General features: G+C 44.2%; 31 protein-coding genes. All 31 read right to left on the reverse strand.

Annotated features, from left to right (window positions below; translation table 11 throughout):
* Window positions 1–18: 18 nt before the first annotated feature.
* The 31 genes from rpsK to rpoC all read right to left on the reverse strand — a co-directional run bounded on the left by rpsK (window position 19) and on the right by rpoC (window position 20,820).
* A complete protein-coding gene (rpsK, locus tag ACTHS4_RS06270; protein WP_002216249.1) occupies window positions 19–414 on the reverse strand; it encodes a 30S ribosomal protein S11 in 396 nt (131 codons plus the stop codon).
* 19 nt (window positions 415–433) lie between these two features.
* Window positions 434–796: a 30S ribosomal protein S13 gene (gene rpsM, locus ACTHS4_RS06275; RefSeq protein ID WP_003749295.1), complete on the reverse strand. Its 363-nt coding sequence runs from the start codon at window positions 794–796 to the stop codon at window positions 434–436.
* A 67-nt stretch (window positions 797–863) separates the two neighbouring features.
* A complete protein-coding gene (rpmJ, locus tag ACTHS4_RS06280; protein WP_003697674.1) occupies window positions 864–977 on the reverse strand; it encodes a 50S ribosomal protein L36 in 114 nt (37 codons plus the stop codon).
* Window positions 978–995: 18 nt separating this feature from the next.
* A complete protein-coding gene (infA, locus tag ACTHS4_RS06285; protein WP_003684714.1) occupies window positions 996–1,214 on the reverse strand; it encodes a translation initiation factor IF-1 in 219 nt (72 codons plus the stop codon).
* A gap of 4 nt (window positions 1,215–1,218) precedes the next feature.
* Window positions 1,219–2,514 (reverse strand): preprotein translocase subunit SecY, encoded by a 1,296-nt coding sequence (gene secY / locus ACTHS4_RS06290; RefSeq protein ID WP_070825777.1) that lies wholly within the window; start codon window positions 2,512–2,514, stop codon window positions 1,219–1,221.
* 13 nt (window positions 2,515–2,527) lie between these two features.
* Window positions 2,528–2,962, reverse strand: coding sequence for a 50S ribosomal protein L15 (gene rplO / locus ACTHS4_RS06295; protein WP_070825776.1), 435 nt, complete (start codon window positions 2,960–2,962; stop codon window positions 2,528–2,530).
* A 1-nt stretch (window position 2,963) separates the two neighbouring features.
* On the reverse strand, window positions 2,964–3,149 hold the full coding sequence (rpmD, locus tag ACTHS4_RS06300; protein ID WP_003684808.1) for a 50S ribosomal protein L30: 186 nt from the start codon (window positions 3,147–3,149) through the stop codon (window positions 2,964–2,966).
* Window positions 3,142–3,660, reverse strand: a complete 519-nt coding sequence (rpsE, locus tag ACTHS4_RS06305; protein ID WP_003684704.1) for a 30S ribosomal protein S5 — start codon at window positions 3,658–3,660, stop codon at window positions 3,142–3,144. The genes rpmD and rpsE overlap by 8 nt, the downstream gene beginning before the upstream one ends.
* Before the next feature lie 17 nt (window positions 3,661–3,677).
* Window positions 3,678–4,031 (reverse strand): 50S ribosomal protein L18, encoded by a 354-nt coding sequence (gene rplR / locus ACTHS4_RS06310; protein ID WP_003749287.1) that lies wholly within the window; start codon window positions 4,029–4,031, stop codon window positions 3,678–3,680.
* A 13-nt stretch (window positions 4,032–4,044) separates the two neighbouring features.
* Complete coding sequence (rplF, locus tag ACTHS4_RS06315; RefSeq protein ID WP_070825775.1) at window positions 4,045–4,578, reverse strand: 50S ribosomal protein L6; 534 nt, start codon at window positions 4,576–4,578, stop codon at window positions 4,045–4,047.
* A gap of 13 nt (window positions 4,579–4,591) precedes the next feature.
* Window positions 4,592–4,984 (reverse strand): 30S ribosomal protein S8, encoded by a 393-nt coding sequence (gene rpsH / locus ACTHS4_RS06320; protein ID WP_063075320.1) that lies wholly within the window; start codon window positions 4,982–4,984, stop codon window positions 4,592–4,594.
* A 14-nt stretch (window positions 4,985–4,998) separates the two neighbouring features.
* Window positions 4,999–5,304, reverse strand: a complete 306-nt coding sequence (gene rpsN, locus ACTHS4_RS06325; protein WP_003684736.1) for a 30S ribosomal protein S14 — start codon at window positions 5,302–5,304, stop codon at window positions 4,999–5,001.
* Window positions 5,305–5,306: 2 nt separating this feature from the next.
* Window positions 5,307–5,846 carry a 50S ribosomal protein L5 gene (rplE, locus tag ACTHS4_RS06330; RefSeq protein WP_003684750.1) on the reverse strand — a complete coding sequence of 180 codons (540 nt, stop codon included), beginning with the start codon at window positions 5,844–5,846 and terminating at the stop codon, window positions 5,307–5,309.
* Window positions 5,847–5,855: 9 nt separating this feature from the next.
* Window positions 5,856–6,179, reverse strand: coding sequence for a 50S ribosomal protein L24 (rplX, locus tag ACTHS4_RS06335; protein ID WP_036493506.1), 324 nt, complete (start codon window positions 6,177–6,179; stop codon window positions 5,856–5,858).
* An 11-nt stretch (window positions 6,180–6,190) separates the two neighbouring features.
* A complete protein-coding gene (rplN, locus tag ACTHS4_RS06340; RefSeq protein ID WP_002215434.1) occupies window positions 6,191–6,559 on the reverse strand; it encodes a 50S ribosomal protein L14 in 369 nt (122 codons plus the stop codon).
* 227 nt (window positions 6,560–6,786) lie between these two features.
* Window positions 6,787–7,050: a 30S ribosomal protein S17 gene (gene rpsQ, locus ACTHS4_RS06345; protein ID WP_003684766.1), complete on the reverse strand. Its 264-nt coding sequence runs from the start codon at window positions 7,048–7,050 to the stop codon at window positions 6,787–6,789.
* The gene (gene rpmC, locus ACTHS4_RS06350) at window positions 7,050–7,241 is read right to left on the reverse strand and encodes a 50S ribosomal protein L29 (RefSeq protein WP_003684705.1); all 192 of its coding nucleotides are present in this window, start codon (window positions 7,239–7,241) and stop codon (window positions 7,050–7,052) included. Before rpmC ends, rpsQ begins: the two co-directional genes overlap by 1 nt.
* Window positions 7,241–7,657 carry a 50S ribosomal protein L16 gene (gene rplP / locus ACTHS4_RS06355; RefSeq protein ID WP_003749279.1) on the reverse strand — a complete coding sequence of 139 codons (417 nt, stop codon included), beginning with the start codon at window positions 7,655–7,657 and terminating at the stop codon, window positions 7,241–7,243. The genes rpmC and rplP overlap by 1 nt, the downstream gene beginning before the upstream one ends.
* The gene (rpsC, locus tag ACTHS4_RS06360; protein WP_003684753.1) at window positions 7,641–8,333 is read right to left on the reverse strand and encodes a 30S ribosomal protein S3; all 693 of its coding nucleotides are present in this window, start codon (window positions 8,331–8,333) and stop codon (window positions 7,641–7,643) included. Before rpsC ends, rplP begins: the two co-directional genes overlap by 17 nt.
* Before the next feature lie 9 nt (window positions 8,334–8,342).
* Window positions 8,343–8,672, reverse strand: a complete 330-nt coding sequence (gene rplV, locus ACTHS4_RS06365) for a 50S ribosomal protein L22 (RefSeq protein ID WP_003749277.1) — start codon at window positions 8,670–8,672, stop codon at window positions 8,343–8,345.
* 8 nt (window positions 8,673–8,680) lie between these two features.
* Complete coding sequence (gene rpsS / locus ACTHS4_RS06370) at window positions 8,681–8,959, reverse strand: 30S ribosomal protein S19 (protein WP_002215422.1); 279 nt, start codon at window positions 8,957–8,959, stop codon at window positions 8,681–8,683.
* Window positions 8,960–8,964: 5 nt separating this feature from the next.
* Entirely contained in the window at window positions 8,965–9,798 is an 834-nt protein-coding gene (gene rplB / locus ACTHS4_RS06375) for a 50S ribosomal protein L2 (RefSeq protein ID WP_003684813.1), read from the reverse strand.
* 5 nt (window positions 9,799–9,803) lie between these two features.
* Window positions 9,804–10,118, reverse strand: a complete 315-nt coding sequence (rplW, locus tag ACTHS4_RS06380) for a 50S ribosomal protein L23 (protein WP_002243944.1) — start codon at window positions 10,116–10,118, stop codon at window positions 9,804–9,806.
* Window positions 10,115–10,735 carry a 50S ribosomal protein L4 gene (gene rplD, locus ACTHS4_RS06385; RefSeq protein ID WP_003684798.1) on the reverse strand — a complete coding sequence of 207 codons (621 nt, stop codon included), beginning with the start codon at window positions 10,733–10,735 and terminating at the stop codon, window positions 10,115–10,117. The genes rplW and rplD overlap by 4 nt, the downstream gene beginning before the upstream one ends.
* Window positions 10,735–11,379 carry a 50S ribosomal protein L3 gene (gene rplC / locus ACTHS4_RS06390; RefSeq protein WP_004464584.1) on the reverse strand — a complete coding sequence of 215 codons (645 nt, stop codon included), beginning with the start codon at window positions 11,377–11,379 and terminating at the stop codon, window positions 10,735–10,737. The genes rplD and rplC overlap by 1 nt, the downstream gene beginning before the upstream one ends.
* A gap of 250 nt (window positions 11,380–11,629) precedes the next feature.
* Window positions 11,630–11,941, reverse strand: a complete 312-nt coding sequence (gene rpsJ, locus ACTHS4_RS06395) for a 30S ribosomal protein S10 (protein WP_002642322.1) — start codon at window positions 11,939–11,941, stop codon at window positions 11,630–11,632.
* Window positions 11,942–11,958: 17 nt separating this feature from the next.
* Window positions 11,959–13,143, reverse strand: coding sequence for an elongation factor Tu (tuf, locus tag ACTHS4_RS06400; RefSeq protein ID WP_004520187.1), 1,185 nt, complete (start codon window positions 13,141–13,143; stop codon window positions 11,959–11,961).
* 88 nt (window positions 13,144–13,231) lie between these two features.
* Window positions 13,232–15,337 (reverse strand): elongation factor G, encoded by a 2,106-nt coding sequence (fusA, locus tag ACTHS4_RS06405; RefSeq protein ID WP_070825978.1) that lies wholly within the window; start codon window positions 15,335–15,337, stop codon window positions 13,232–13,234.
* A gap of 18 nt (window positions 15,338–15,355) precedes the next feature.
* Entirely contained in the window at window positions 15,356–15,826 is a 471-nt protein-coding gene (gene rpsG / locus ACTHS4_RS06410; RefSeq protein WP_002240962.1) for a 30S ribosomal protein S7, read from the reverse strand.
* Window positions 15,827–15,943: 117 nt separating this feature from the next.
* Window positions 15,944–16,315: a 30S ribosomal protein S12 gene (rpsL, locus tag ACTHS4_RS06415; RefSeq protein WP_002218431.1), complete on the reverse strand. Its 372-nt coding sequence runs from the start codon at window positions 16,313–16,315 to the stop codon at window positions 15,944–15,946.
* 329 nt (window positions 16,316–16,644) lie between these two features.
* Window positions 16,645–20,820: a DNA-directed RNA polymerase subunit beta' gene (gene rpoC, locus ACTHS4_RS06420; RefSeq protein WP_070825977.1), complete on the reverse strand. Its 4,176-nt coding sequence runs from the start codon at window positions 20,818–20,820 to the stop codon at window positions 16,645–16,647.
* Window positions 20,821–20,968: the final 148 nt, after the last annotated feature.

The raw sequence follows: 20,968 nt of genomic DNA on the forward strand, positions 1-20,968 counted from the left end.
TTTTAAATCACTCCAATATTAAATACGACGTTTTTTAGGCGGACGGCAACCGTTATGAGGCAACGGGGTAACGTCAGTAATGCTGGTAATCTTGAAACCAAGAGCGTTTAAAGCACGTACAGAAGATTCGCGACCAGGGCCAGGGCCTTTAATGCGGACTTCTAAATTTTTAACGCCATACTCTTGGGCAACTTTACCAGCTGCTTCTGCTGCAACTTGTGCTGCAAATGGTGTACTTTTACGAGAACCTTTAAAACCAGCGCCGCCAGAGGTAGCCCAAGACAATGCATTGCCTTGACGGTCAGTGATTGTAATGATGGTATTGTTGAAAGATGCATGAACGTGCACAATACCTTCGCTTACGGTTTTACGTACTTTTTTACGTACACGCGAAGCTGTGTTTGCTTTAGCCATTAATCAAATTCCTTAAAATTTATTTCTTACCGGCAATCGCTTTGCGCGGACCTTTACGGGTACGAGCATTTGTGCGAGTGCGTTGACCACGACAAGGCAAGCCACGACGATGACGGAAGCCGCGATAGCAACCCATATCCATCAGTCGTTTAATGCTCATCGTTACTTCACGACGCAAATCGCCTTCAACTTCATATTTAGCAACTTGCTCACGCAAAGCGTCTAATTGAGCCTCGTCCAAATCTTTTGCTTTAGTAGTAGGAGCAATATTTGCTGCCTCACAAATCAATTTAGCACGAGTCGCACCAATACCATAAATAGCCTGAAGGCCAATTACGATATGGGCATTATTAGGGATATTTACCCCTGCAATACGAGCCATATTTTTTCCTTTTTAGGGCAAAGTATGTCACTATACCACAAAATCAATAGTTAAGAAAACTAGCTTCTTAACCTTGACGTTGTTTGTGACGTGGGTCAGTACAAATTACGCGAACTACACGATTACGACGAATAATCTTGCAATTGCGACAAATTTTCTTTACAGAAGGTTGTACACGCATTTTATTTCCTTTTATCGTTTATCTTGCTCGGAAAACAATCCGAGCACGGGTTAAATCATAAGGAGTTAATTCAACTGTTACCTTATCACCTGGAGAAATACGGATATAATGCATCCGCATTTTGCCAGATATATGACCAAGTACTACATGATCATTTTCCAGTTTTACTTTAAATGTTGCATTGGGCAAAGTCTCAAGGATTTCACCCTGCATCTGTATGGTATCTTCTTTAGCCATAAGCCTACTTACGTGACAAAGATTTCATATCTGGACGACTCATCAAGTCTTCATACTGACTACTCATTATGTATGAATTAATTTGCGTCCTAAAATCCATTGTAACAACGACCAAAATAAGCAAAGATGTACCACCGAAATTGATAGTAACATTCCATGCAGTTGTTAAAATTTCAGGTATCAGACAGATTGTAGTAATGTACAAAGCACCAAACAATGTCAGTCTTAGTACCACTTTTTCCAAATACCTAGATGTTTGCTCACCTGGTCGTATACCTGGCACAAATGCACCACTCTTCTTCAAATTTTCTGCCATCTCTTTAGGACTGAATACTAAAGCAGTATAGAAATAGCAGAAAAAAATGATTGTTGACGCAAATAATACGATAAATAAAGTTTTACCATGCTGTAGTTGAGCGGCAATCTGATATAAAACTGAATTTGTATTATTGGAACCAAGCCAACCTAAAAGTGTAGATGGAAACAAAATGATACTGGAAGCAAAAATGGGGGGAATAACACCCGCCATATTTAGCTTAAATGGCATATGAATGCTCTGTCCTGACATCATTCCCGAGCCAAACTGTCTCTTCGCATAATGAACAGGAACTTTACGCTGAGCACTCTCAAAATAGACTACAACATATATTAATAGTAACGTACCTAAAGCTATTAATACAGCAGTATGCGATTTCTGATCTAATAATTTAGTAATCCCTGAAGGGACACCAGATACAATACCTGCTGTAATAATTAAGGAAATACCATTACCAATACCACGCTCGGTAATTTGCTCCCCCAACCACATCAGAAACATAGTACCTGTAACTAAACAGACCACTGTAGAAATATAAAACTCAAGCGCAGTCGTTACAACGACACCTTGTTGATAAACATATGATGCAGCCGCAAAGCTTTGTACTATAGCCAATAATACCGTCCCATACCTAGTATATTTCGTAATTATTTTCCTACCAGCCTCACCTTCCTTCTTTAAAGTTTTCAAAGAAGGAACAATCTCAGAAGCAAGCTGAATAATAATCGATGCCGAAATATAAGGCATGATACCAATTGCAAATATAGTAAAGCGCTCCAACGAACCACCCGAGAACATATTTAACATTCCGAATATGCCGTTTGCAGCGCCTTTGAATAACTCAGCTAATGCAACAGCATCTACGCCCGGTACCGGTATATGAGCACCAATACGGAAAACGACTAAAGCACCTAAAAGGAACACCAGACGTTTTTTCAGATCACCAAATTTGGATAATCCTGATAAAGATTGTTGATTAGCCACTGTAGTTCAAGCCTTATTCTTCTACTTTACCACCGGCAGCTTCAATAGCAGCTTTAGCACCTTTAGTAGCTTTTACACCTTTCAAGGTAACTGCTTTTGAGATTTCACCAGAAGCGATAACTTTTACATTAGAAGCAGTTGCAGGAATCAAACCAGCTTGTTTAAGAACCAAGACATCAATCTCGTTCACAGCAATCAGATTTAATTCACTCAAACGAACTTCAGCATTAGTGGCCGCAGTCAAAGATTTGAAACCACGTTTTGGCAGACGGCGCTGCAAAGGCATTTGACCGCCTTCAAAACCTACCTTGTGAAAGCCACCAGAACGGCTTTTTTGACCTTTATGACCACGACCACCTGTCTTACCTAAGCCGCTACCAATACCACGGCCTACACGACGGCTAGCATGAGTAGCACCCTCAGCAGGTTGAATAGTATTCAAAAACATATTAAGACTCCACTTTCAACAAGTAGCTGATCTTATTGATCATACCACGGTTTTCAGGGGTATCCAAAACCTCCACAGTATGCTCACGGCGGCGTAAACCTAAACCACGAGCACATGCACGATGAGATTCAATTGTACCGATCAGGCTCTTAACCAATGTAACTTTAATCTTTTTTTGCTCAGTCATGGTTAGCTCCCAAAATATCTTCTACTGTCAAGCCACGTTTAGCAGCAATATCAGCAGGGGTATACAGTTTAGACAAACCGTCTAATGTAGCGCGTACAATATTGTAAGGGTTAGTAGAACCATGTACTTTAGCTGAGATGTTATGAATACCCATAGCATCAAATACTAAACGCATTGGACCACCAGCTTTTACACCGCTACCTTCTTTAGCAGGTTGCATAAATACCTTAGTAGCACCATGACGACCAATAACCTCATGATGAATAGTACCATTTTTCAAAGGTACTTTAATCATAGAGCGTCGAGCTTGATCCATTGCTTTTTGAACAGCAACTGGTACTTCTTTTGATTTACCTTTGCCCATACCGATGCGACCATCACCATCACCAACAACAGTCAGTGCAGAGAAAGCCATGATACGGCCACCTTTAACTACTTTAGTCACGCGATTAACTGCGACCATCTTTTCAATCAGGCCGTCACCGCGTTCTTCAATTTCATGTTTTGCCATCTGAAAGTCTCCAAATATTAGAAGCTTAAACCATTTTCACGTGCAGCTTCAGCTAAAGCTTTCACTCGACCGTGATATTGGAAACCTGAACGGTCAAAAGCAACTTTTTCAACACCTACTGCTTTAGCTTTTTCAGCAATACGCTTACCAACTACAGCTGCTGCTTCAACGTTGCTACCTGATTTCAGGCTACTACGTACTTCAGCTTCCAATGTAGAGGCTTGAGCCAATACTTTATCACCTTCAGCACTAATTACTTGAGCATAAATATGATTATTGCTGCGGAACACACATAATCTTACCATTTTCAAGTCCGCAATACGCGCACGGGTTTTGCGTGCACGACGGAGTCGGGTTGTATGTTTATCCATTAGTGAACCTCAATTATTTTTTCTTGGCTTCTTTCATCACTACTACTTCACCTACATAACGAACGCCTTTACCTTTATAAGGTTCAGGAGAACGGAATGCACGAATTTCAGCAGCGACTTGGCCAACCACTTGTTTATCTGCACCAGTCAAAACGATTTCTGTTTGGCTAGGAGTTTGAACAGAAACACCTTCAGGCATTTCGTATACGATTGGATGAGAGAAACCCAAAGATAAGTTCAAAACTTTACCTTGGGCTTGGGCACGATAACCCACACCAATCAATTGAAGTTTTTTCTCAAAACCTTCAGAAACACCCTTAACCATGTTATTAACCAATGCACGAGCAGTACCAGACATAGCATTAGCCTGTTTACTGTCATTTTTTGCAGCAAAAGTCAATTTACCATCGTTCAGTTCAATAGTAACATCGGAATGCAAAGGAAAAGACAATTCGCCGTTTTTACCTTTGATAACCAATGCATCTGTTCCGAATTTTACTTCTACACCAGCAGGAACAGTCACTGGGTTTTTTGCGACGCGTGACATTTACTTTTCTCCACTAGGCTACGATGCACAACAACTCACCGCCAACACCCTCAGAACGGGCTTTGCGATCAGTCATTACACCTTTAGAAGTACTAACAATAGCGACACCCAAGCCATTCATTACACTAGGGATCTCACTTGATGCTTTGTAAATACGCAAACCTGGACGTGAAACACGTTTAATTTGCTCAATCACAGGACGACCTGCATAGTATTTCAATTGAATTTCCAATACCGGTTTTGCATCAGCAGAAACCGCAAAATCCTCGATATAACCTTCTTCTTTCAGAACTTTTGCAATTGCGCACTTCAGTTTAGAGGAAGGCATGGCAACTACTGCTTTATTAGCACGTTGCGCATTGCGAATACGAGTCAACATATCGGAAATAGGATCATGCATACTCATTATTTATACTCCTATTACCAGCTAGCTTTAACAACACCAGGGATCTCGCCACGCATAGCGATTTCACGGATTTTAATACGGCCCAAACCAAATTTACGGAAAGTGCCACGAGGACGACCTGTTAAAGCACAACGACGACGTTGACGTACAGGTGCTGCATTACGAGGAATGGATTGAAATTTCAAACGTGCTTCAAAACGTTCTTCTTCAGTCGCATTAGCATCATTAATAACAGCGAAAATTGCCTCACGTTTAGCTGCAAACTTTTTCGCCAATGCTTGACGTTTCAGCTCACGATTAATAAGTGCTTTCTTAGCCATGATTATCCTTTAAACGGAAACTTAAACAGTGACAACAAAGCTTTCGCTTCTTCATCAGTTTTTGCAGTAGTTGTAATAGTAATATTCAAACCACGCAAAGCATCGATTTTATCGTATTCAATTTCCGGGAAAATAATTTGCTCACGAACGCCCATATTGTAATTGCCACGACCATCAAATGATTTACCGCTTACACCACGGAAGTCACGTACGCGAGGCAACGCAATAGTAATCAAACGATCCAAGAATTCAAACATTTGATCACGACGCAAAGTTACTTTGCAACCAACTGGATAGTTATCACGGATTTTAAAACCCGCGATAGATTTACGAGCAACAGTAACAACTGGCTTTTGACCAGCAATTTTCTCTAAATCAGAAACAGCGTGTTCCATAACTTTTTTATCAGCAACAGCTTCACCCACACCCATATTCAAGGTGATTTTTTCAATACGTGGAACTTCCATTACTGATTTGTAACCAAATTGTTTAACCAATTCAGGAACAACTGTATCTTTATAAAACTCTCTCAAACGAGCCATGTTATCTCCTTATGCTCCAATGATAGAGCCATTTGATTTGAAGAAACGAACGCGTTTAACTTTGCCTTCATTTTCAATCAGCTTAATACCAACACGGTCTGCTTTATTAGTTTCCGGATTCAGGATTGCAACATTAGAAATATCCAAAGGCATTTCTTTAGTAATAATGCCACCCTCAATACCGCGCATTGGATTAGGTTTTTGATGGCGTTTTACAACATTAACACCCTCAACAACAACTTTATCACCCAATACTCGAACTACTTGACCTTGCTTACCTTTATCTTTACCGGTAATCACTACAACCTGATCGCCTTTAATGATTTTATTCATCGCGCTATTCCTTATAATACTTCAGGCGCCAATGAAACGATTTTCATAAATCGCTCAGTACGCAATTCACGGGTTACCGGGCCAAAAATACGAGTACCCAGAGGCTCAAGTTTATTATTTAATAACACAGCGGCGTTGTTATCAAATTTAATTAGCGCACCATCAGGACGACGCACACCCTTAGCAGTACGAACAACTACCGCATTGTATACATCACCTTTTTTGACACGACCACGTGGGGCTGCATCTTTAACTGCAACTTTAATAATATCGCCAACAGAAGCGTAGCGACGCTTAGATCCGCCCAATACCTTGATGCACATCACGCGACGCGCACCAGAGTTATCAGCCACATCTAAGATGGTCTGCATTTGAATCATATTAGTACCTTTAAATTAACCAACTTAATTTACCACTTTCATATAACTCGCACCTTACTTTAAGCTGCTTATTAAATGAAACCATCACGGTTCTAGTAAACCAGTCTTGGATCCCGAAGGGAGAGAAACTTCCATAAGAAGCTGGAAGATAAGAAACGAAGTTTACACGCAAATTAACTTTGCTGCAAGACTTCGTTTCTTATTAAGCTACATTACTGTGTTTTAAATCAAACAGTACGCGCTTTCTCAACCAATTCTTTTACAACCCAAGACTTGGTTTTTGACAAAGGACGAGATTCCTCGATTACCACTACATCACCAATGCCATATTGATTGTTTTCATCATGAGCATGGATTTTAGTTGATAAACGAATAATTTTACCGTACAGAGGATGTTTAACTTTACGCTCAACCAATACTGTAACAGTTTTGTCCATTTTGTCGCTTACCACTTTGCCTTGCAAAGTACGAACATTTTTAGCTTCGCTCATTACTTAGCACCTTTTTCAGTTAAAATGGTTTTAATACGAGCAATATCGCGACGTACACGTTTCAACTCGCTAGATTTACCCAACTGACCGGTTGCATTTTGCATGCGTAAGCCAAACTGAGCTTTCAACAAGTCCAACAAATCAGAGTTTAATTGCTCAATAGATTTGTCTTTCAATTCATTTGCTTTCATTATTGACCCACCTGTCTTACCACAAAGGTTGTAGGAATAGGCAATTTGGCAGCGGCCAATTCAAATGCTTCACGAGCCAATGACTCAGGAACACCGTCCATTTCGTACAATACTTTGCCTGGTTTAATTTCAGCAATGTAATATTCCACATTACCTTTACCGCCACCCATACGAACTTGGATAGGTTTCTCAGTAATTGGTTTATCAGGGAATACACGGATCCAAATGCGACCGCCACGTTTAATATGACGAGTCATAGTACGACGAGCAGCTTCGATTTGGCGGGCAGTCAAACGACCACGGCCTACGGCTTTCAAACCGAACTCACCGAAACTTACTTTGTTACCGCGAGTAGCAATACCGGTGTTACGGCCTTTTTGTTGCTTGCGATATTTCAGTCTAGTTGGCTGCAGCATTACGTCCACCTGCCTTTCTTTGTTTCTTCTCATGCTCAGGTTTAGAAGATTTAATATTACCTTCTGTATAAACCCAAACTTTCAGACCCAGTACACCATAAGTAGTGTGTGCTTCGCTAGTTGCATAATCCACGTTCGCACGCAAAGTATGCAAAGGTACACGACCTTCACGGTACCATTCGCTACGAGCGATATCAGCACCATTCAGACGGCCTGAAGTCATGATCTTGATGCCTTTAGCACCAGAACGCATTGCATTTTGCATTGCACGTTTCATAGCGCGACGGAATTGAACACGTTTTTCAAGCTGCTGGGCAATACCATCAGCAATGATTTGCGCATCCAATTCAGGACGACGAATCTCTTCAATATTTACATGAACAGGCACACCCATCAGAGCTTGCAAGTCACGTTTCAAGATTTCGATATCCTCGCCTTTTTTACCAATAACCACACCTGGACGAGCAGAGTGAATGGTAATACGTGCAGATTTAGCAGGACGCTCGATCACTACACGACCAACTGAAGCATTAGCCAGTTTTTTACGCAAGTAGTTACGAACATCAATATCTTGTTTCAAAACAGTAGAAAAGTCGGTGCTTTTAGCAAACCATTTTGAAGCCCAGTCTTTAGTTACCGCCAGGCGAAAGCCTGTAGGGTTAATCTTTTGTCCCATAGCTTTTCCTTAGTTGCCCACTGTCACATTAATATGACAAGTTTGTTTCTCGATGCGGTTACCGCGACCTTTGGCACGAGCTTGGAAACGTTTCAAGCTTGGGCCTTTGTCAACAAAGATAGTTACCACTTTCAGTTCGTCAATGTCAGCACCATTGTTGTGCTCGGCATTGGCGATTGCTGATTCCAATACTTTTTTAATCAGCTCAGCACCTTTTTTAGGGCTGAATGCCAAGATATTCAAAGCTTGGGCAACGTCTTTACCACGAATCAAATCAGCCACCAAACGAGCTTTTTGAGCTGAAATACGGGCGTTTTTATGTTGTGCACTTACTCTCATGATTCACCTTATTTCTTTTTAGCCTTTTTATCAGCCAAGTGGCCTTTAAAGGTACGGGTCAATGAGAACTCACCTAATTTATGACCAACCATATTGTCGCTGATGAACACAGGCACGTGAGTGCGACCGTTGTGAACAGCGATAGTCAGACCGATGAAATCAGGCAAAATGGTAGAACGACGTGACCAAGTTTTAATTGGGCGTTTGTCGTTGCTTGCACGAGCAGCATCTACTTTTTTCAGCAAATGCAGGTCTACATATGGGCCTTTTTTTAATGAACGAGCCATACTAATTAACCTTTATTTGAGTAACGACGACGAACAATCATGTTATCCGTGCGTTTGTTATTACGAGTGCGGTAGCCCTTAGCAGGAGTACCCCATGGGCTCACCGGTTCGCGAGCCTCACCAGTACGGCCTTCACCACCACCATGTGGGTGATCAACAGGGTTCATTACAACACCACGAACGGTCGGACGAATACCACGCCAGCGGTTAGCACCAGCTTTACCGATTTTTTTCAGGCTTTGTTCTTCGTTACCAACTTCACCGATAGTTGCACGGCAATTTACGCTAATTTTGCGCACTTCACCAGAACGCAAACGAACTTGTGCGTAAGCACCTTCTTTTGCAAGCAATACCGCAGAAGCACCAGCAGAACGCGCAATTTGCGCACCTTTACCTGGTTTCATTTCGATACAGTGAATAGTTGTACCAACAGGAATATTGCGGATCGGCAGAGTGTTACCTACTTTGATAGCAGCTTCAGCACCGGAAACCAATACTGCACCGGCTTGAATACCACGAGGAGCAATGATGTAGCGACGCTCACCATCTGCATAGCACAACAACGCGATAAATGCAGTACGGTTAGGATCATATTCGATACGCTCTACTTTTGCAGGGATACCGTCTTTGTTACGTTTAAAATCTACAACGCGGTAATGATGTTTATGGCCACCACCTTTATGACGGGTAGTGATATGACCATTGTTGTTACGACCGGCAGTAGAATTTTTCTTTTCCAGCAGAGGTGCATAAGGTGCACCTTTGTGCAAACCTTCTGTTACCACGCGAACCATGCCGCGACGGCCTGCAGAGGTCGGCTTCATTTTAACGATTGCCATTTTGTTTATTCCTTATCTGCAGCTGCAGCAGCGGCTTCCAAATCCAACTCTTGACCGGCAGCCAGGCTTACATAAGCCTTTTTAACATCGCTGCGACGACCTAAAGTGCGACCAAAACGTTTAACTTTACCTTTAATGGTAACAGTAGTAACGTCTGCAACTTGAACGCCGAACAGCAGCTCAACAGCCGCTTTAATTTCAGGTTTGGTTGCATTTGCCAAAACTTTAAACGTCATTTGGTTACGTTTTTCAGCCAATACGTTGCTTTTTTCAGAAACGATAGGTGCCAAGATTACTTGAGTCAAACGTTGTTGATTCATACCCATTGCTCCTCTAATTGTGCAACTGCATCTTTAGTGATAACGACTTTTTTGTAACGCAGCAAGCTGTAAGGATCAACTTGTTGAGCTTCCAAAACCAATACGTTAGGCAAGTTGCGTGAAGCCAAGTAAACATTCTCGTCGAGCTGTTTAGTTACAAACAGAACTTGCTCCAAACCCAAATTTTTCACTTGTTCAGCAAAAACTTTGGTTTTAGGAGTTTCAGCAGTCAATGCTTCGATTGCAAACAAACGTTCATCACGAGCCAATTGGGACAAAATAGTCGCCATACCGGCACGGTACATTTTACGGTTCACTTTTTGAGTGAAGTTTTCGTCAGGTTTGTTTGGGAATGCACGACCACCTTTACGCCACAGCGGAGAAGAAGTCATACCGGAACGAGCACGACCGGTACCTTTTTGGCGCCATGGCTTTTTAGTAGAGTGGTTTACTTCGGCACGAGTCTTTTGAGCACGATTACCAGAACGGGCATTTGCCAAGTAAGCAGTAACCAGTTGGTGAACCAGAGCTTCATTGTATTCACGAGCAAACAAAGCATCAGAAACAGCCAAGCTGCCAGATACTTGTCCTTTAGCGTCAATTACTTTCAATTCCATTACGCACCTACTTTCACGCTAGGACGAACCACGACGTCGCTGTTAACCGAACCCGGAACAGCACCTTTAACCAACAAGAGTTGGCGTTCAGCATCAACACGCACAACTTCCAATTTTTGAACAGTTGCTTTAGTGTTACCGTATTGACCTGCCATACGTTTACCAGGGAACACACGACCAGGGTCTTGTGCCATACCGATAGAACCAGGAACACGGTGAGAACGGGAGTTACCGTGGGAAGTACGTTGAGCACCGAAGTTATGACGTTTGATCGTACCAGAGAAACCTTTACCTTTAGAGGTGCCGGTTACATCTACCAATTGACCAACTTCAAACATAGAAACGGTAATTTCATCACCGGCTTTCAATTCAGCCAGTTTTTCTTCAGTCAAAGCAAACTCAACCAAACCGCGACCAGCTTCAACACCTGCTTTAGCAAAGTGACCGGCTTCAGTTTTGTTGACACGATTAGCTTTTTTCTGACCAAAGGTAACTTGTACAGCAGTGTAGCCGTCAGTATCTTTGGATTTCACTTGTGTAACGCGGTTGGCAGACATATCCAAAACAGTTACCGGAACAGAAACACCCTGTTCGTCGAACACGCGAGTCATACCAACTTTGCGTCCAACCAGACCTAAAGTCATGATTATTTTCCTTTTAAGTAAAGGGGCGGGCTACGATTGGCCTGCCTTTCAGACAAAGTTAAACTTGATACGGATGTACCAAGTCTGCCATTATAATTGAAAAATCAAAGAAATATCAACAAAAATTTCAATTTAACTTCTTAAAACCATCATTTTTTTCGGATGAAGTGTTGCCAAATATCTGAAAATTTTCAGACGGCCTAAGAATTCTATAAAAAACCGAACAGCCAAGCTGTTCGGTTTTCAGTTCTTATTGAACTTTAATTTCTACATCTACACCTGCTGGAAGATCCAGTTTCATCAGTGCATCAGTAGTTTTGTCAGTCCAGTCCACGATGTCCATCAGACGCAAGTGGGTACGGATTTCCAATTGTTCACGAGAAGTTTTGTTCACGTGAGGAGAACGCAAGATATTGAAACGTTCGATTTTAGTTGGCAAAGGAATCGGACCTTTAACAACAGCGCCAGTACGTTTGGCAGTTTCAACGATTTCTTGCGCAGAACGGTCAATCAGACTGTAATCATAAGCTTTCAGGCGGATACGGATTTTTTGGTTTGCCATTTATCAATATCCCTCAATTAAGCGATTACAGAAGAAACCACACCCGCACCTACGGTACGACCACCTTCGCGAATCGCAAAGCGCAGACCTTCTTCCATAGCGATAGGCGCAATCAGTTCTACAGTAATGGTTACGTTCTCACCTGGCATTACCATTTCTACGCCTTCTTCCAAAGTAACTGCACCAGTTACGTCAGTAGTACGGAAATAGAATTGTGGACGGTAGTTAGCGAAGAATGGAGTGTGACGACCACCCTCTTCTTTGCTCAGTACGTATACTTCTGCTTTGAATTTGGTGTGAGGAGTGATAGTACCTGGTTTAGCCAATACTTGACCACGCTCTACGTCTTCACGTTTAGTACCACGCAGCAATACACCTACGTTGTCACCAGCTTGACCTTCGTCCAGCAGTTTGCGGAACATTTCAACACCGGTACAAGTGGTTTTTTGAGTTTCTTTCAGACCTACGATTTCGATCTCATCACCAACGTGGATGATACCGCGCTCTACACGACCGGTTACTACTGTACCACGGCCAGAGATAGAGAATACGTCTTCGATAGGCAACAAGAAAGGTTTGTCCACAGCACGCTCAGGTGTTGGGATGTAGCTGTCCAAGGCAGCAGCCAATTCGAAGATTTTTTCTTCGTAACCAGCGTCACCTTCCAAAGCTTTCAGTGCAGAACCTTGTACGATTGGGCAGTCATCACCTGGGAAGTCGTAGCTTGACAACAAGTCACGGATTTCCATTTCAACCAGTTCCAACAACTCAGCATCGTCAACCATGTCGCATTTGTTCATGAATACGATGATGTAAGGTACGCCTACTTGACGAGCCAACAGAATGTGTTCGCGAGTTTGCGGCATAGGACCGTCAGCTGCGGAACATACTAAGATAGCGCCGTCCATTTGGGCAGCACCGGTAATCATGTTTTTAACGTAGTCGGCGTGGCCCGGGCAGTCTACGTGTGCGTAGTGACGGGTTTCGGTTTCGTATTCTACGTGTGAGGTATTAATGGTAATACCACGAGCTTTTTCTTCAGGAGCGTTGTCGATTTGGTCGTAAGCTTTTGCAGCGCCACCGAATTTTTTAGCCAAAATAGTAGTCAAAGCAGCAGTCAGAGTGGTTTTACCATGGTCAACGTGACCGATGGTGCCAACGTTTACGTGCGGTTTGCTACGTTCAAATTTTTCCTTAGCCATGAGCTAATTCCTTTACATTAAAGATCGATTAAAGAACAGAGGCCGTCTGAAAAATCATTTCAGCCTTTCAGACGACCTATTTGCCTGATTAGCCTTTACGGGCTTCAGTTACAGCAGCAGCTATGTGTGCAGGAGCTTCAGAATATTTCTTGAACTCCATAGAGTAAGTAGCGCGACCTTGGGTTGCAGAACGCAGGTCGGTAGAATAACCGAACATTTCTGCCAGAGGCACTTCGGCACGGACTTTTTTACCGCCGATACCGTCATCATCCATACCCAATACGACGCCGCGGCGACGGTTCAAGTCGCCCATTACGTCACCCATGTATTCTTCAGGGGTTTCCACTTCAACTGCCATGATTGGTTCCAACAGAGCTGGATTGGCTTTACGCATACCTTCTTTGAAGGCTTGGGAAGCAGCCAATTCGAAGGCCAGTTGAGAGGAGTCGACGTCGTGTGAAGAACCGAAAATCAAACGTACGCGTACGTCAACTACTGGGTAGCCCGCAACGATACCATTAGGCAGGGTATCGCGGATACCTTTATCAACAGACGGAATGAATTCGCGAGGAATCACACCACCTTTAATTTCGTCGATAAATTCGTAACCTGCACCACCCGGTTCCATAGGTTCCATTTTGATCACAACGTGACCGTATTGACCTTTACCACCAGATTGTTTGGCATGTTTGTATTCAGCTTCAACTTCTTTGCGGATGGTTTCACGGTAAGCCACTTGAGGCGCACCAATGTTTGCTTCCACGCCGAATTCGCGTTTCATACGGTCAACAATAATTTCCAAGTGCAACTCACCCATACCGGAAATAATGGTTTGACCGGATTCTTCGTCTGTACGAACGCGGAAAGAAGGGTCTTCTTTCGCCAGACGGTTCAGGGCGATACCCATTTTCTCTTGGTCGGCTTTGGTTTTCGGCTCAACAGCAATATGGATTACCGGCTCAGGGAATTCCATGCGTTCCAAGATGATAGGTGCGCTTTCTGCACACAAGGTCTCACCAGTAGTAACGTCTTTCAGACCGATAGCGGCTGCGATGTCGCCAGCGCGTACTTCTTCAATTTCAGTACGGTCTGCAGCAGTCATTTGCACCAAGCGACCGATACGTTCGCGAGTACCTTTTACAGAGTTCAATACGGTATCACCGGATTTCACCACACCAGAGTAAACGCGGATAAATGTCAATTGACCAACGTATTTATCATTCAACATTTTGAACGCCAATGCAGAGAATTTCTCTTCATCGCTGGCTTCACGGCTGTCGGCTTCTTCAGTGTTAGGGTTAACACCTTGAACTGGAGGAATGTCGGTAGGAGCAGGCAGCAATTCTACAACTGCATCCAACATACGTTGAACACCTTTGTTTTTAAATGCTGAACCGCACAACATTGGTTGAATTTCACCAGCCAAAGTACGTTGACGCAATGCGCCTACGATTTCTTCCTCAGTCAGCTCATCACCGCCCAAGTATTTATCCATCAATTCTTCGCTGGCTTCTGCTGCGGCTTCAATCATGTTTTGACGCCATTCTTCGGCAGTCTCAACCAATTCAGCAGGAATATCGCCATAGGTAAAGGTTGTACCTTTATCGGCTTCATTCCAAATAATGGATTTCATTTTCAACAGGTCAACAACACCGCTGAAGCTGTCTTCCGCACCAACCGGAATCACGATAGGTACTGGGTTTGCGCGCAAACGGGTTTTCATTTGCTCAACAACGCGGAAGAAGTTGGCACCTTGACGGTCCATTTTGTTTACAAATGCCAAGCGAGGCACTTGGTATTTGTTAGCTTGACGCCATACGGTTTCAGATTGAGGTTGAACACCGCCTACTGCACAGTAAACCATTACCGCGCCGTCCAATACACGCATAGAACGCTCTACCTCTACAGTAAAGTCAACGTGTCCCGGGGTGTCGATGATGTTGAAACGGTGCTCAGGGAACTGTTTCGCCATACCAGACCAATAAGAAGTCACAGCAGCAGAAGTAATGGTAATACCACGCTCTTGTTCTTGTTCCATGTAGTCGGTAGTAGCCGCGCCGTCATGCACTTCGCCCAATTTATGAGTCAAACCTGTATAGAACAAAATACGTTCTGTTGTGGTTGTTTTACCCGCGTCAATATGGGCAGAAATACCGATATTGCGATACAGGCTGATAGGGGTCTTACGAGCCATTTTGTTAGCCTTTCGATATTAGAAACGGAAGTGAGAGAATGCTTTGTTTGCTTCAGCCATGCGGTGTACTTCTTCACGTTTTTTCAACGCACCACCACGACCTTCAGCCGCATCAATCAATTCACCTGCCAAACGCAGGTCCATAGATTTCTCACCACGTTTACGGGCCGCATCGCGAACCCAGCGCATTGCCAAGGCCAGACGACGTGAAGGACGAACTTCAACAGGAACTTGGTAGTTTGCACCACCTACACGGCGGCTTTTCACTTCCACGATAGGTTTGGCGTTTGCAATGGCTTCGTTAAATACTTCGATTGCTACTTTGCCGGTTTTTTTCTCAATTTGTTCCAGCGCACCGTAAACGATACGTTCTGCAACAGATTTTTTACCGTCAATCATCAATACGTTCATGAATTTAGTCAGCTCAACGCTGCCGAATTTAGGATCTGGCAGTACGTCGCGCTTAGGAACTTCTCTACGTCTTGGCATTTTAATTTCCTTTAATCTATTCAGTTGGGGCAATTCCCATGAATACCCAATTGAGTATTCACTTACTCGGCCGTTGTTCAGCTTAGGCGGCCGACGTGCCTATTTGAGTCCCGATAATTATTTAGGACGCTTAGCACCGTATTTAGAACGGGCTTGTTTACGGTCTTTAACACCTGCAGTATCCAAAGAACCGCGTACAGTGTGGTAACGTACACCTGGCAAGTCTTTTACACGACCGCCACGAATCAATACGACACTGTGCTCTTGCAGGTTGTGGCCTTCACCGCCGATGTATGAAATTACTTCAAAACCGTTGGTCAGGCGAACTTTACATACTTTACGCAATGCAGAGTTAGGTTTTTTAGGGGTAGTTGTGTATACACGGGTGCACACGCCGCGTTTTTGCGGGCAAGCTTCCAGTGCAGGCACTTTGTTTACGTACACGGGCTTTTGACGGCCTTTGCGTACCAATTGGTTAATAGTTGGCATATTTTCTCGTCCTGTTGAGTTAAATACTTGCCGACACCATGTCGACAAGATTGGAATTATATTTTTATTGCAAGGGTTTAGTCAAGCAAATGACTGATAAAGTTTGGTGTTTTCCAAATTATGTCTAAATTTTTGAAACAAAGGCCGTCTGAAACATTCAGACGGCCTTTGTCATTTTAAATAAGTCCGCAATTTGGTTCTCTACTTATTTTCTCCATTGCTTTCCTTATTTATTCAGACGGCCTTAAACTCCACCCTCTTTTAAGTCCTCTAAAAAATAAAACCGCAAGACTGGCTTGCGGTTTTATTTTCACAATAATCCCGAGGGATTATTCGTCTGAAGCTTCGGTTTCAGAAACTTCTTGATCAGCTTGCTGACATTGTTGATGGCGGCTGCGGTGGTAGGTCAAACCTGTACCGGCAGGAATCAAACGACCGACAATCACGTTCTCTTTCAAACCGCGCAGCTCGTCTTGTTTGCCCATAATAGCGGCCTCTGTCAAGACGCGGGTTGTTTCTTGGAACGATGCCGCAGAAATGAAGCTGTCTGTAGACAAAGAGGCTTTGGTAATACCCAGCAACACGTTTTCGTAACGTGCTGGCTCTTTGTCTTCAGCCATGGCTTTTTCATTGGCAAGCATCACATCGCCACGCTCAACTTGTTCGCCGGTAATGAACTCTGTATCACCGGAATCAACGATGTTCACTCGACGCAGCATTTGGCGGATGATGACTTCGATGTGTTTATCGGAAATCTTCACACCTTGCAGGCGGTAAACCTCTTGTACCTCTTGAACAATGTAGCGGGCCAATGCTTCGATACCTTGCAGACGCAGAATGTCGTGTGGATCTACAGCACCGTCTACGATGGTTTCACCGCGGTTTACCACTTGACCGTCGTGTACCAAAATCTGTTTCTCTTTAGAAATCAGGGTTTCGTATGCTACACCGTCTACGTCGGTAATAATCAGGCGCTGTTTACCTTTGGTTTCTTTACCGAAAGAAACGGTACCGGTAATTTCAGCCAACATACCTGCATCTTTCGGCACGCGTGCTTCAAACAATTCGGCTACGCGTGGCAGACCACCGGTAATATCGCGGGTTTTAGAAGACGCTTGCGGAATACGCGCCAATACATCACCCTTACCGACTTCCTGACCTTCACGGATGGTAATCACCGCACCGACCGGGAATGCCATAGAAACTGGGGTAGTCGTACCTGGGATGCAGATTTCCAGACCGTTTTTATCCAACAGTTTGACAGTCGGACGCAACAGTTTAGAAGCATTAGAAGAACGACGTTTGCCGTCAATCACTACCAGAGTAGACAAACCGGTTACATCGTCAGTTTGTTTCGCAACGGTAACACCCTCTTCCACGTTCTCGAATTTCACCATACCTGCGTGTTCGGTAATCATCGGACGGGTATGCGGATCCCAAGTTGCCAAAGTTTGACCGGCTTTAATGGCTTCGCCGTCTTGTACCAGCAGGATTGCACCGTAAGGTACTTTGTGACGTTCACGTTCGCGACCGATATCGTCATGAATCACTACTTCACAAGAACGGCCAATGACAACCAATTCGCCTTTGTTGTTGGCAACGTAACGCATTTGGCTGCTGAAACGAGCTGTACCATTGGATTTGGCTTCCACTTGGCTGGCAGCAGCCGCACGAGATGCCGCACCACCGATGTGGAACGTACGCATGGTCAGCTGAGTACCTGGCTCACCAATGGATTGCGCTGCAATCACACCAACTGCCTCACCGGCGTTAACCAGTTTACCACGTGCCAAGTCGCGACCATAACAGTGTGCACACAAGCCATGACGGGTTTTACAAGTAATCGGCGTACGGACTTTGACTTCATCGACACCGGATTGGTCGATCATATCTACCAGTTTCTCGGTCAACAATGTACCGGCTTCAACCAAAGTCTCGCCAGTCGAAGGATCGACAACATCAGAAGCAGTAACGCGACCCAAAATACGCTCACGCAAAGCTTCAATTACATCACCGCCTTGTACCACTGCTTTCATTACAAAGCCGTCTGAAGTACCGCAATCGTCTTCAACAACCACCAAGTCTTGGGTTACGTCTACCAAACGACGGGTCAAGTAACCGGAGTTTGCAGTTTTCAACGCGGTATCCGCCAAACCCTTACGCGCACCGTGGGTCGCAATAAAGTATTGCAATACGGTCAGGCCTTCGCGGAAGTTGGAGGTAATAGGCGTTTCAATAATGGAGCCGTCAGGTTTCGCCATCAAACCACGCATACCGGACAACTGTTTAATCTGAGCCGCAGAACCACGGGCACCAGAGTCGGCCATCATGTAAATAGAGTTGAAAGATTCTTGATCAACTTCGTTGCCGTCACGGTCGATGACTTTTTGTTTGGACAGGTTGTCCATCATCGCTTTAGCGATCTTATCGCCGGCACGACCCCAAATATCGACCACTTTGTTGTAACGTTCGCCGTTGGTGACCAAACCTTGACGGTATTGGTCTTCGATTTCTTTAACTTCGGCATTAGCCTCGGCCAGCAAGGCTGCTTTTTCTTTCGGAATTTCCATATCGTCAACCGCAATGGAAATACCGCCTTTAGCCGCAAAACCGAAACCGGTATACATCAAGTGGTCGGCGAAAATAACTGTATCACGCAAGCCGCACAGACGGAATGATGCGTTAATCAGTTTAGAAATTTCTTTTTTCTTCAGCGCTTTGTTGATGTACTCGAACGGCAGGCCTTTAGGCAAGATTTCGCTCAACAATGCACGGCCGACAGTCGTTTCGTAACGGTTAACGACAGGCTCAAACTCACCTGCTTCGTTTTTCACCCATTCACGCAGACGTACGGTAATTTTCGTACCCAGTTCAACCTGTTTGGTATGGTATGCACGATGCACTTCTTTCACATCGGCAAACAGGCTTCCTTCGCCTTTGGCATTGATACGGTCACGGGTCATGTAGTACAGACCCAATACGATATCTTGAGAAGGTACGATGATTGGTTCGCCGTTGGCTGGAGACAATACGTTGTTTGAAGCCAGCATCAGCGTGCGTGCTTCCATTTGTGCTTCCAAGCTCAATGGAACGTGTACAGCCATTTGGTCACCGTCAAAGTCGGCGTTAAATGCGGCACATACCAATGGGTGCAACTGAATAGCTTTACCTTCGATCAGAATAGGTTCGAACGCTTGAATACCCAAACGGTGCAGGGTTGGTGCACGGTTCAGCATAATCGGATGTTCGCGGATCACTTCTTCCAAGATATCCCATACTTCAGGTACTTCTTGTTCTACCAATTTTTTCGCAGCTTTAACAGTAGAAGCCAAACCTTGTTTTTCCAATTTGTGGAAAATGAATGGTTTGAACAGTTCCAAAGCCATTTTTTTCGGCAGACCACATTGGTGCAGACGCAGGTATGGGCCCACGGTAATCACGGAACGACCAGAGTAGTCCACACGTTTACCCAGCAGGTTTTGACGGAAACGGCCGCCTTTACCTTTAATCATGTCTGCCAATGATTTCAGCGGACGTTTGTTGGCACCGGTCATGGCTTTACCGCGACGGCCGTTATCCAACAGAGAGTCAACTGCTTCTTGCAACATACGTTTTTCGTTACGAACGATGATGTCTGGCGCATGCAGTTCCAACAGACGTTTCAGACGGTTGTTACGGTTGATAACGCGACGGTACAAATCGTTCAAATCGGAAGTGGCAAAACGACCACCATCCAATGGAACCAACGGACGCAAATCAGGCGGCAATACCGGCAGCACGTCCATAATCATCCATTCCAGTTTCATACCGGAACGGTGGAAGGCTTCCAACACTTTCAAACGTTTGGCGATTTTTTTAATTTTGGTATCAGAACCGGTAGACTCCAACTCTTGACGCAGGATTTCGATTTCGCCGGTAATGTCCAAGGTACGCAGCAATTCGCGGATACCTTCTGCACCCATTTTGGCATCGAAGTCGTCGCCGTATTCGTCCAGTTTGTTGTAGTAATCGTCTTCAGTCAGCAATTGACGACGTTGCAACGGAGTCATACCGGGATCGGTTACCACAAATGCTTCAAAGTACAATACGCGTTCGATATCGCGCAAAGTCATGTCCAGTACCATACCCAAGCGGGAAGGCAGGGATTTCAAGAACCAAATGTGGGCAACAGGTGCTGCCAATTCAATGTGGCCCATGCGTTCGCGGCGCACTTTGGACAGGGTCACTTCTACGCCACATTTTTCACAGGTTACGCCTTTAAATTTCAAGCGTTTGTATTTACCGCACAAACATTCATAGTCTTTGACCGGGCCAAAGATTTTGGCACAGAACAAACCGTCACGCTCAGGTTTGAACGTACGGTAGTTGATGGTTTCAGGTTTTTTAACTTCGCCATAAGACCATGAGCGGATGGTTTCGGGAGAGGCAATACCGATTTTGATGGCATCAAACTCTTCTTCCATGCCGGCAGTTTGCAACGGATTAAATAAGTTCAACAAATTCATTTTTGCTCCTTGAAGGAAGTATTTTTACCGCATGGCGGATTTTCGATATTGGGAAACGGTACTTTTGATTTCAGACGGCCTAAATGCCGATTGCTTCATTCTTATTCTGAAACCACTTTTTCAGACGACCTTGAAAGGCCGTCTGAAA

The organism is Neisseria sp. P0014.S009 (assembly GCF_051958155.1).
Lineage (GTDB): Bacteria > Pseudomonadota > Gammaproteobacteria > Burkholderiales > Neisseriaceae > Neisseria > Neisseria flavescens_C.

Excerpts from the sequence above, each read along its gene's own strand:
- rpsK (WP_002216249.1), bottom strand. The coding sequence starts at position 414 with ATGGCTAAAGCAAACACAGCTTCGCGTGTACGTAAAAAAGTACGTAAA.
- rpsM (WP_003749295.1), bottom strand. The coding sequence starts at position 796 with ATGGCTCGTATTGCAGGGGTAAATATCCCTAATAATGCCCATATCGTA.
- rpmJ (WP_003697674.1), bottom strand. The coding sequence starts at position 977 with ATGCGTGTACAACCTTCTGTAAAGAAAATTTGTCGCAATTGCAAGATT.
- infA (WP_003684714.1), bottom strand. The coding sequence starts at position 1,214 with ATGGCTAAAGAAGATACCATACAGATGCAGGGTGAAATCCTTGAGACT.
- rplO (WP_070825776.1), bottom strand. The coding sequence starts at position 2,962 with ATGTTTTTGAATACTATTCAACCTGCTGAGGGTGCTACTCATGCTAGC.
- rpmD (WP_003684808.1), bottom strand. The coding sequence starts at position 3,149 with ATGACTGAGCAAAAAAAGATTAAAGTTACATTGGTTAAGAGCCTGATC.
- rpsE (WP_003684704.1), bottom strand. The coding sequence starts at position 3,660 with ATGGCAAAACATGAAATTGAAGAACGCGGTGACGGCCTGATTGAAAAG.
- rplR (WP_003749287.1), bottom strand. The coding sequence starts at position 4,031 with ATGGATAAACATACAACCCGACTCCGTCGTGCACGCAAAACCCGTGCG.
- rplF (WP_070825775.1), bottom strand. The coding sequence starts at position 4,578 with ATGTCACGCGTCGCAAAAAACCCAGTGACTGTTCCTGCTGGTGTAGAA.
- rpsH (WP_063075320.1), bottom strand. The coding sequence starts at position 4,984 with ATGAGTATGCATGATCCTATTTCCGATATGTTGACTCGTATTCGCAAT.
- rpsN (WP_003684736.1), bottom strand. The coding sequence starts at position 5,304 with ATGGCTAAGAAAGCACTTATTAATCGTGAGCTGAAACGTCAAGCATTG.
- rplE (WP_003684750.1), bottom strand. The coding sequence starts at position 5,846 with ATGGCTCGTTTGAGAGAGTTTTATAAAGATACAGTTGTTCCTGAATTG.
- rplX (WP_036493506.1), bottom strand. The coding sequence starts at position 6,179 with ATGAATAAAATCATTAAAGGCGATCAGGTTGTAGTGATTACCGGTAAA.
- rplN (WP_002215434.1), bottom strand. The coding sequence starts at position 6,559 with ATGATTCAAATGCAGACCATCTTAGATGTGGCTGATAACTCTGGTGCG.
- rpsQ (WP_003684766.1), bottom strand. The coding sequence starts at position 7,050 with ATGAGCGAAGCTAAAAATGTTCGTACTTTGCAAGGCAAAGTGGTAAGC.
- rpmC (WP_003684705.1), bottom strand. The coding sequence starts at position 7,241 with ATGAAAGCAAATGAATTGAAAGACAAATCTATTGAGCAATTAAACTCT.
- rplP (WP_003749279.1), bottom strand. The coding sequence starts at position 7,657 with ATGCTGCAGCCAACTAGACTGAAATATCGCAAGCAACAAAAAGGCCGT.
- rpsC (WP_003684753.1), bottom strand. The coding sequence starts at position 8,333 with ATGGGACAAAAGATTAACCCTACAGGCTTTCGCCTGGCGGTAACTAAA.
- rplV (WP_003749277.1), bottom strand. The coding sequence starts at position 8,672 with ATGAGAGTAAGTGCACAACATAAAAACGCCCGTATTTCAGCTCAAAAA.
- rpsS (WP_002215422.1), bottom strand. The coding sequence starts at position 8,959 with ATGGCTCGTTCATTAAAAAAAGGCCCATATGTAGACCTGCATTTGCTG.
- rplB (WP_003684813.1), bottom strand. The coding sequence starts at position 9,798 with ATGGCAATCGTTAAAATGAAGCCGACCTCTGCAGGCCGTCGCGGCATG.
- rplW (WP_002243944.1), bottom strand. The coding sequence starts at position 10,118 with ATGAATCAACAACGTTTGACTCAAGTAATCTTGGCACCTATCGTTTCT.
- rplD (WP_003684798.1), bottom strand. The coding sequence starts at position 10,735 with ATGGAATTGAAAGTAATTGACGCTAAAGGACAAGTATCTGGCAGCTTG.
- rplC (WP_004464584.1), bottom strand. The coding sequence starts at position 11,379 with ATGACTTTAGGTCTGGTTGGACGCAAAGTTGGTATGACTCGCGTGTTC.
- rpsJ (WP_002642322.1), bottom strand. The coding sequence starts at position 11,941 with ATGGCAAACCAAAAAATCCGTATCCGCCTGAAAGCTTATGATTACAGT.
- tuf (WP_004520187.1), bottom strand. The coding sequence starts at position 13,143 with ATGGCTAAGGAAAAATTTGAACGTAGCAAACCGCACGTAAACGTTGGC.
- fusA (WP_070825978.1), bottom strand. The coding sequence starts at position 15,337 with ATGGCTCGTAAGACCCCTATCAGCCTGTATCGCAATATCGGTATTTCT.
- rpsG (WP_002240962.1), bottom strand. The coding sequence starts at position 15,826 with ATGCCAAGACGTAGAGAAGTTCCTAAGCGCGACGTACTGCCAGATCCT.
- rpsL (WP_002218431.1), bottom strand. The coding sequence starts at position 16,315 with ATGCCAACTATTAACCAATTGGTACGCAAAGGCCGTCAAAAGCCCGTG.
- rpoC (WP_070825977.1), bottom strand. The coding sequence starts at position 20,820 with ATGAATTTGTTGAACTTATTTAATCCGTTGCAAACTGCCGGCATGGAA.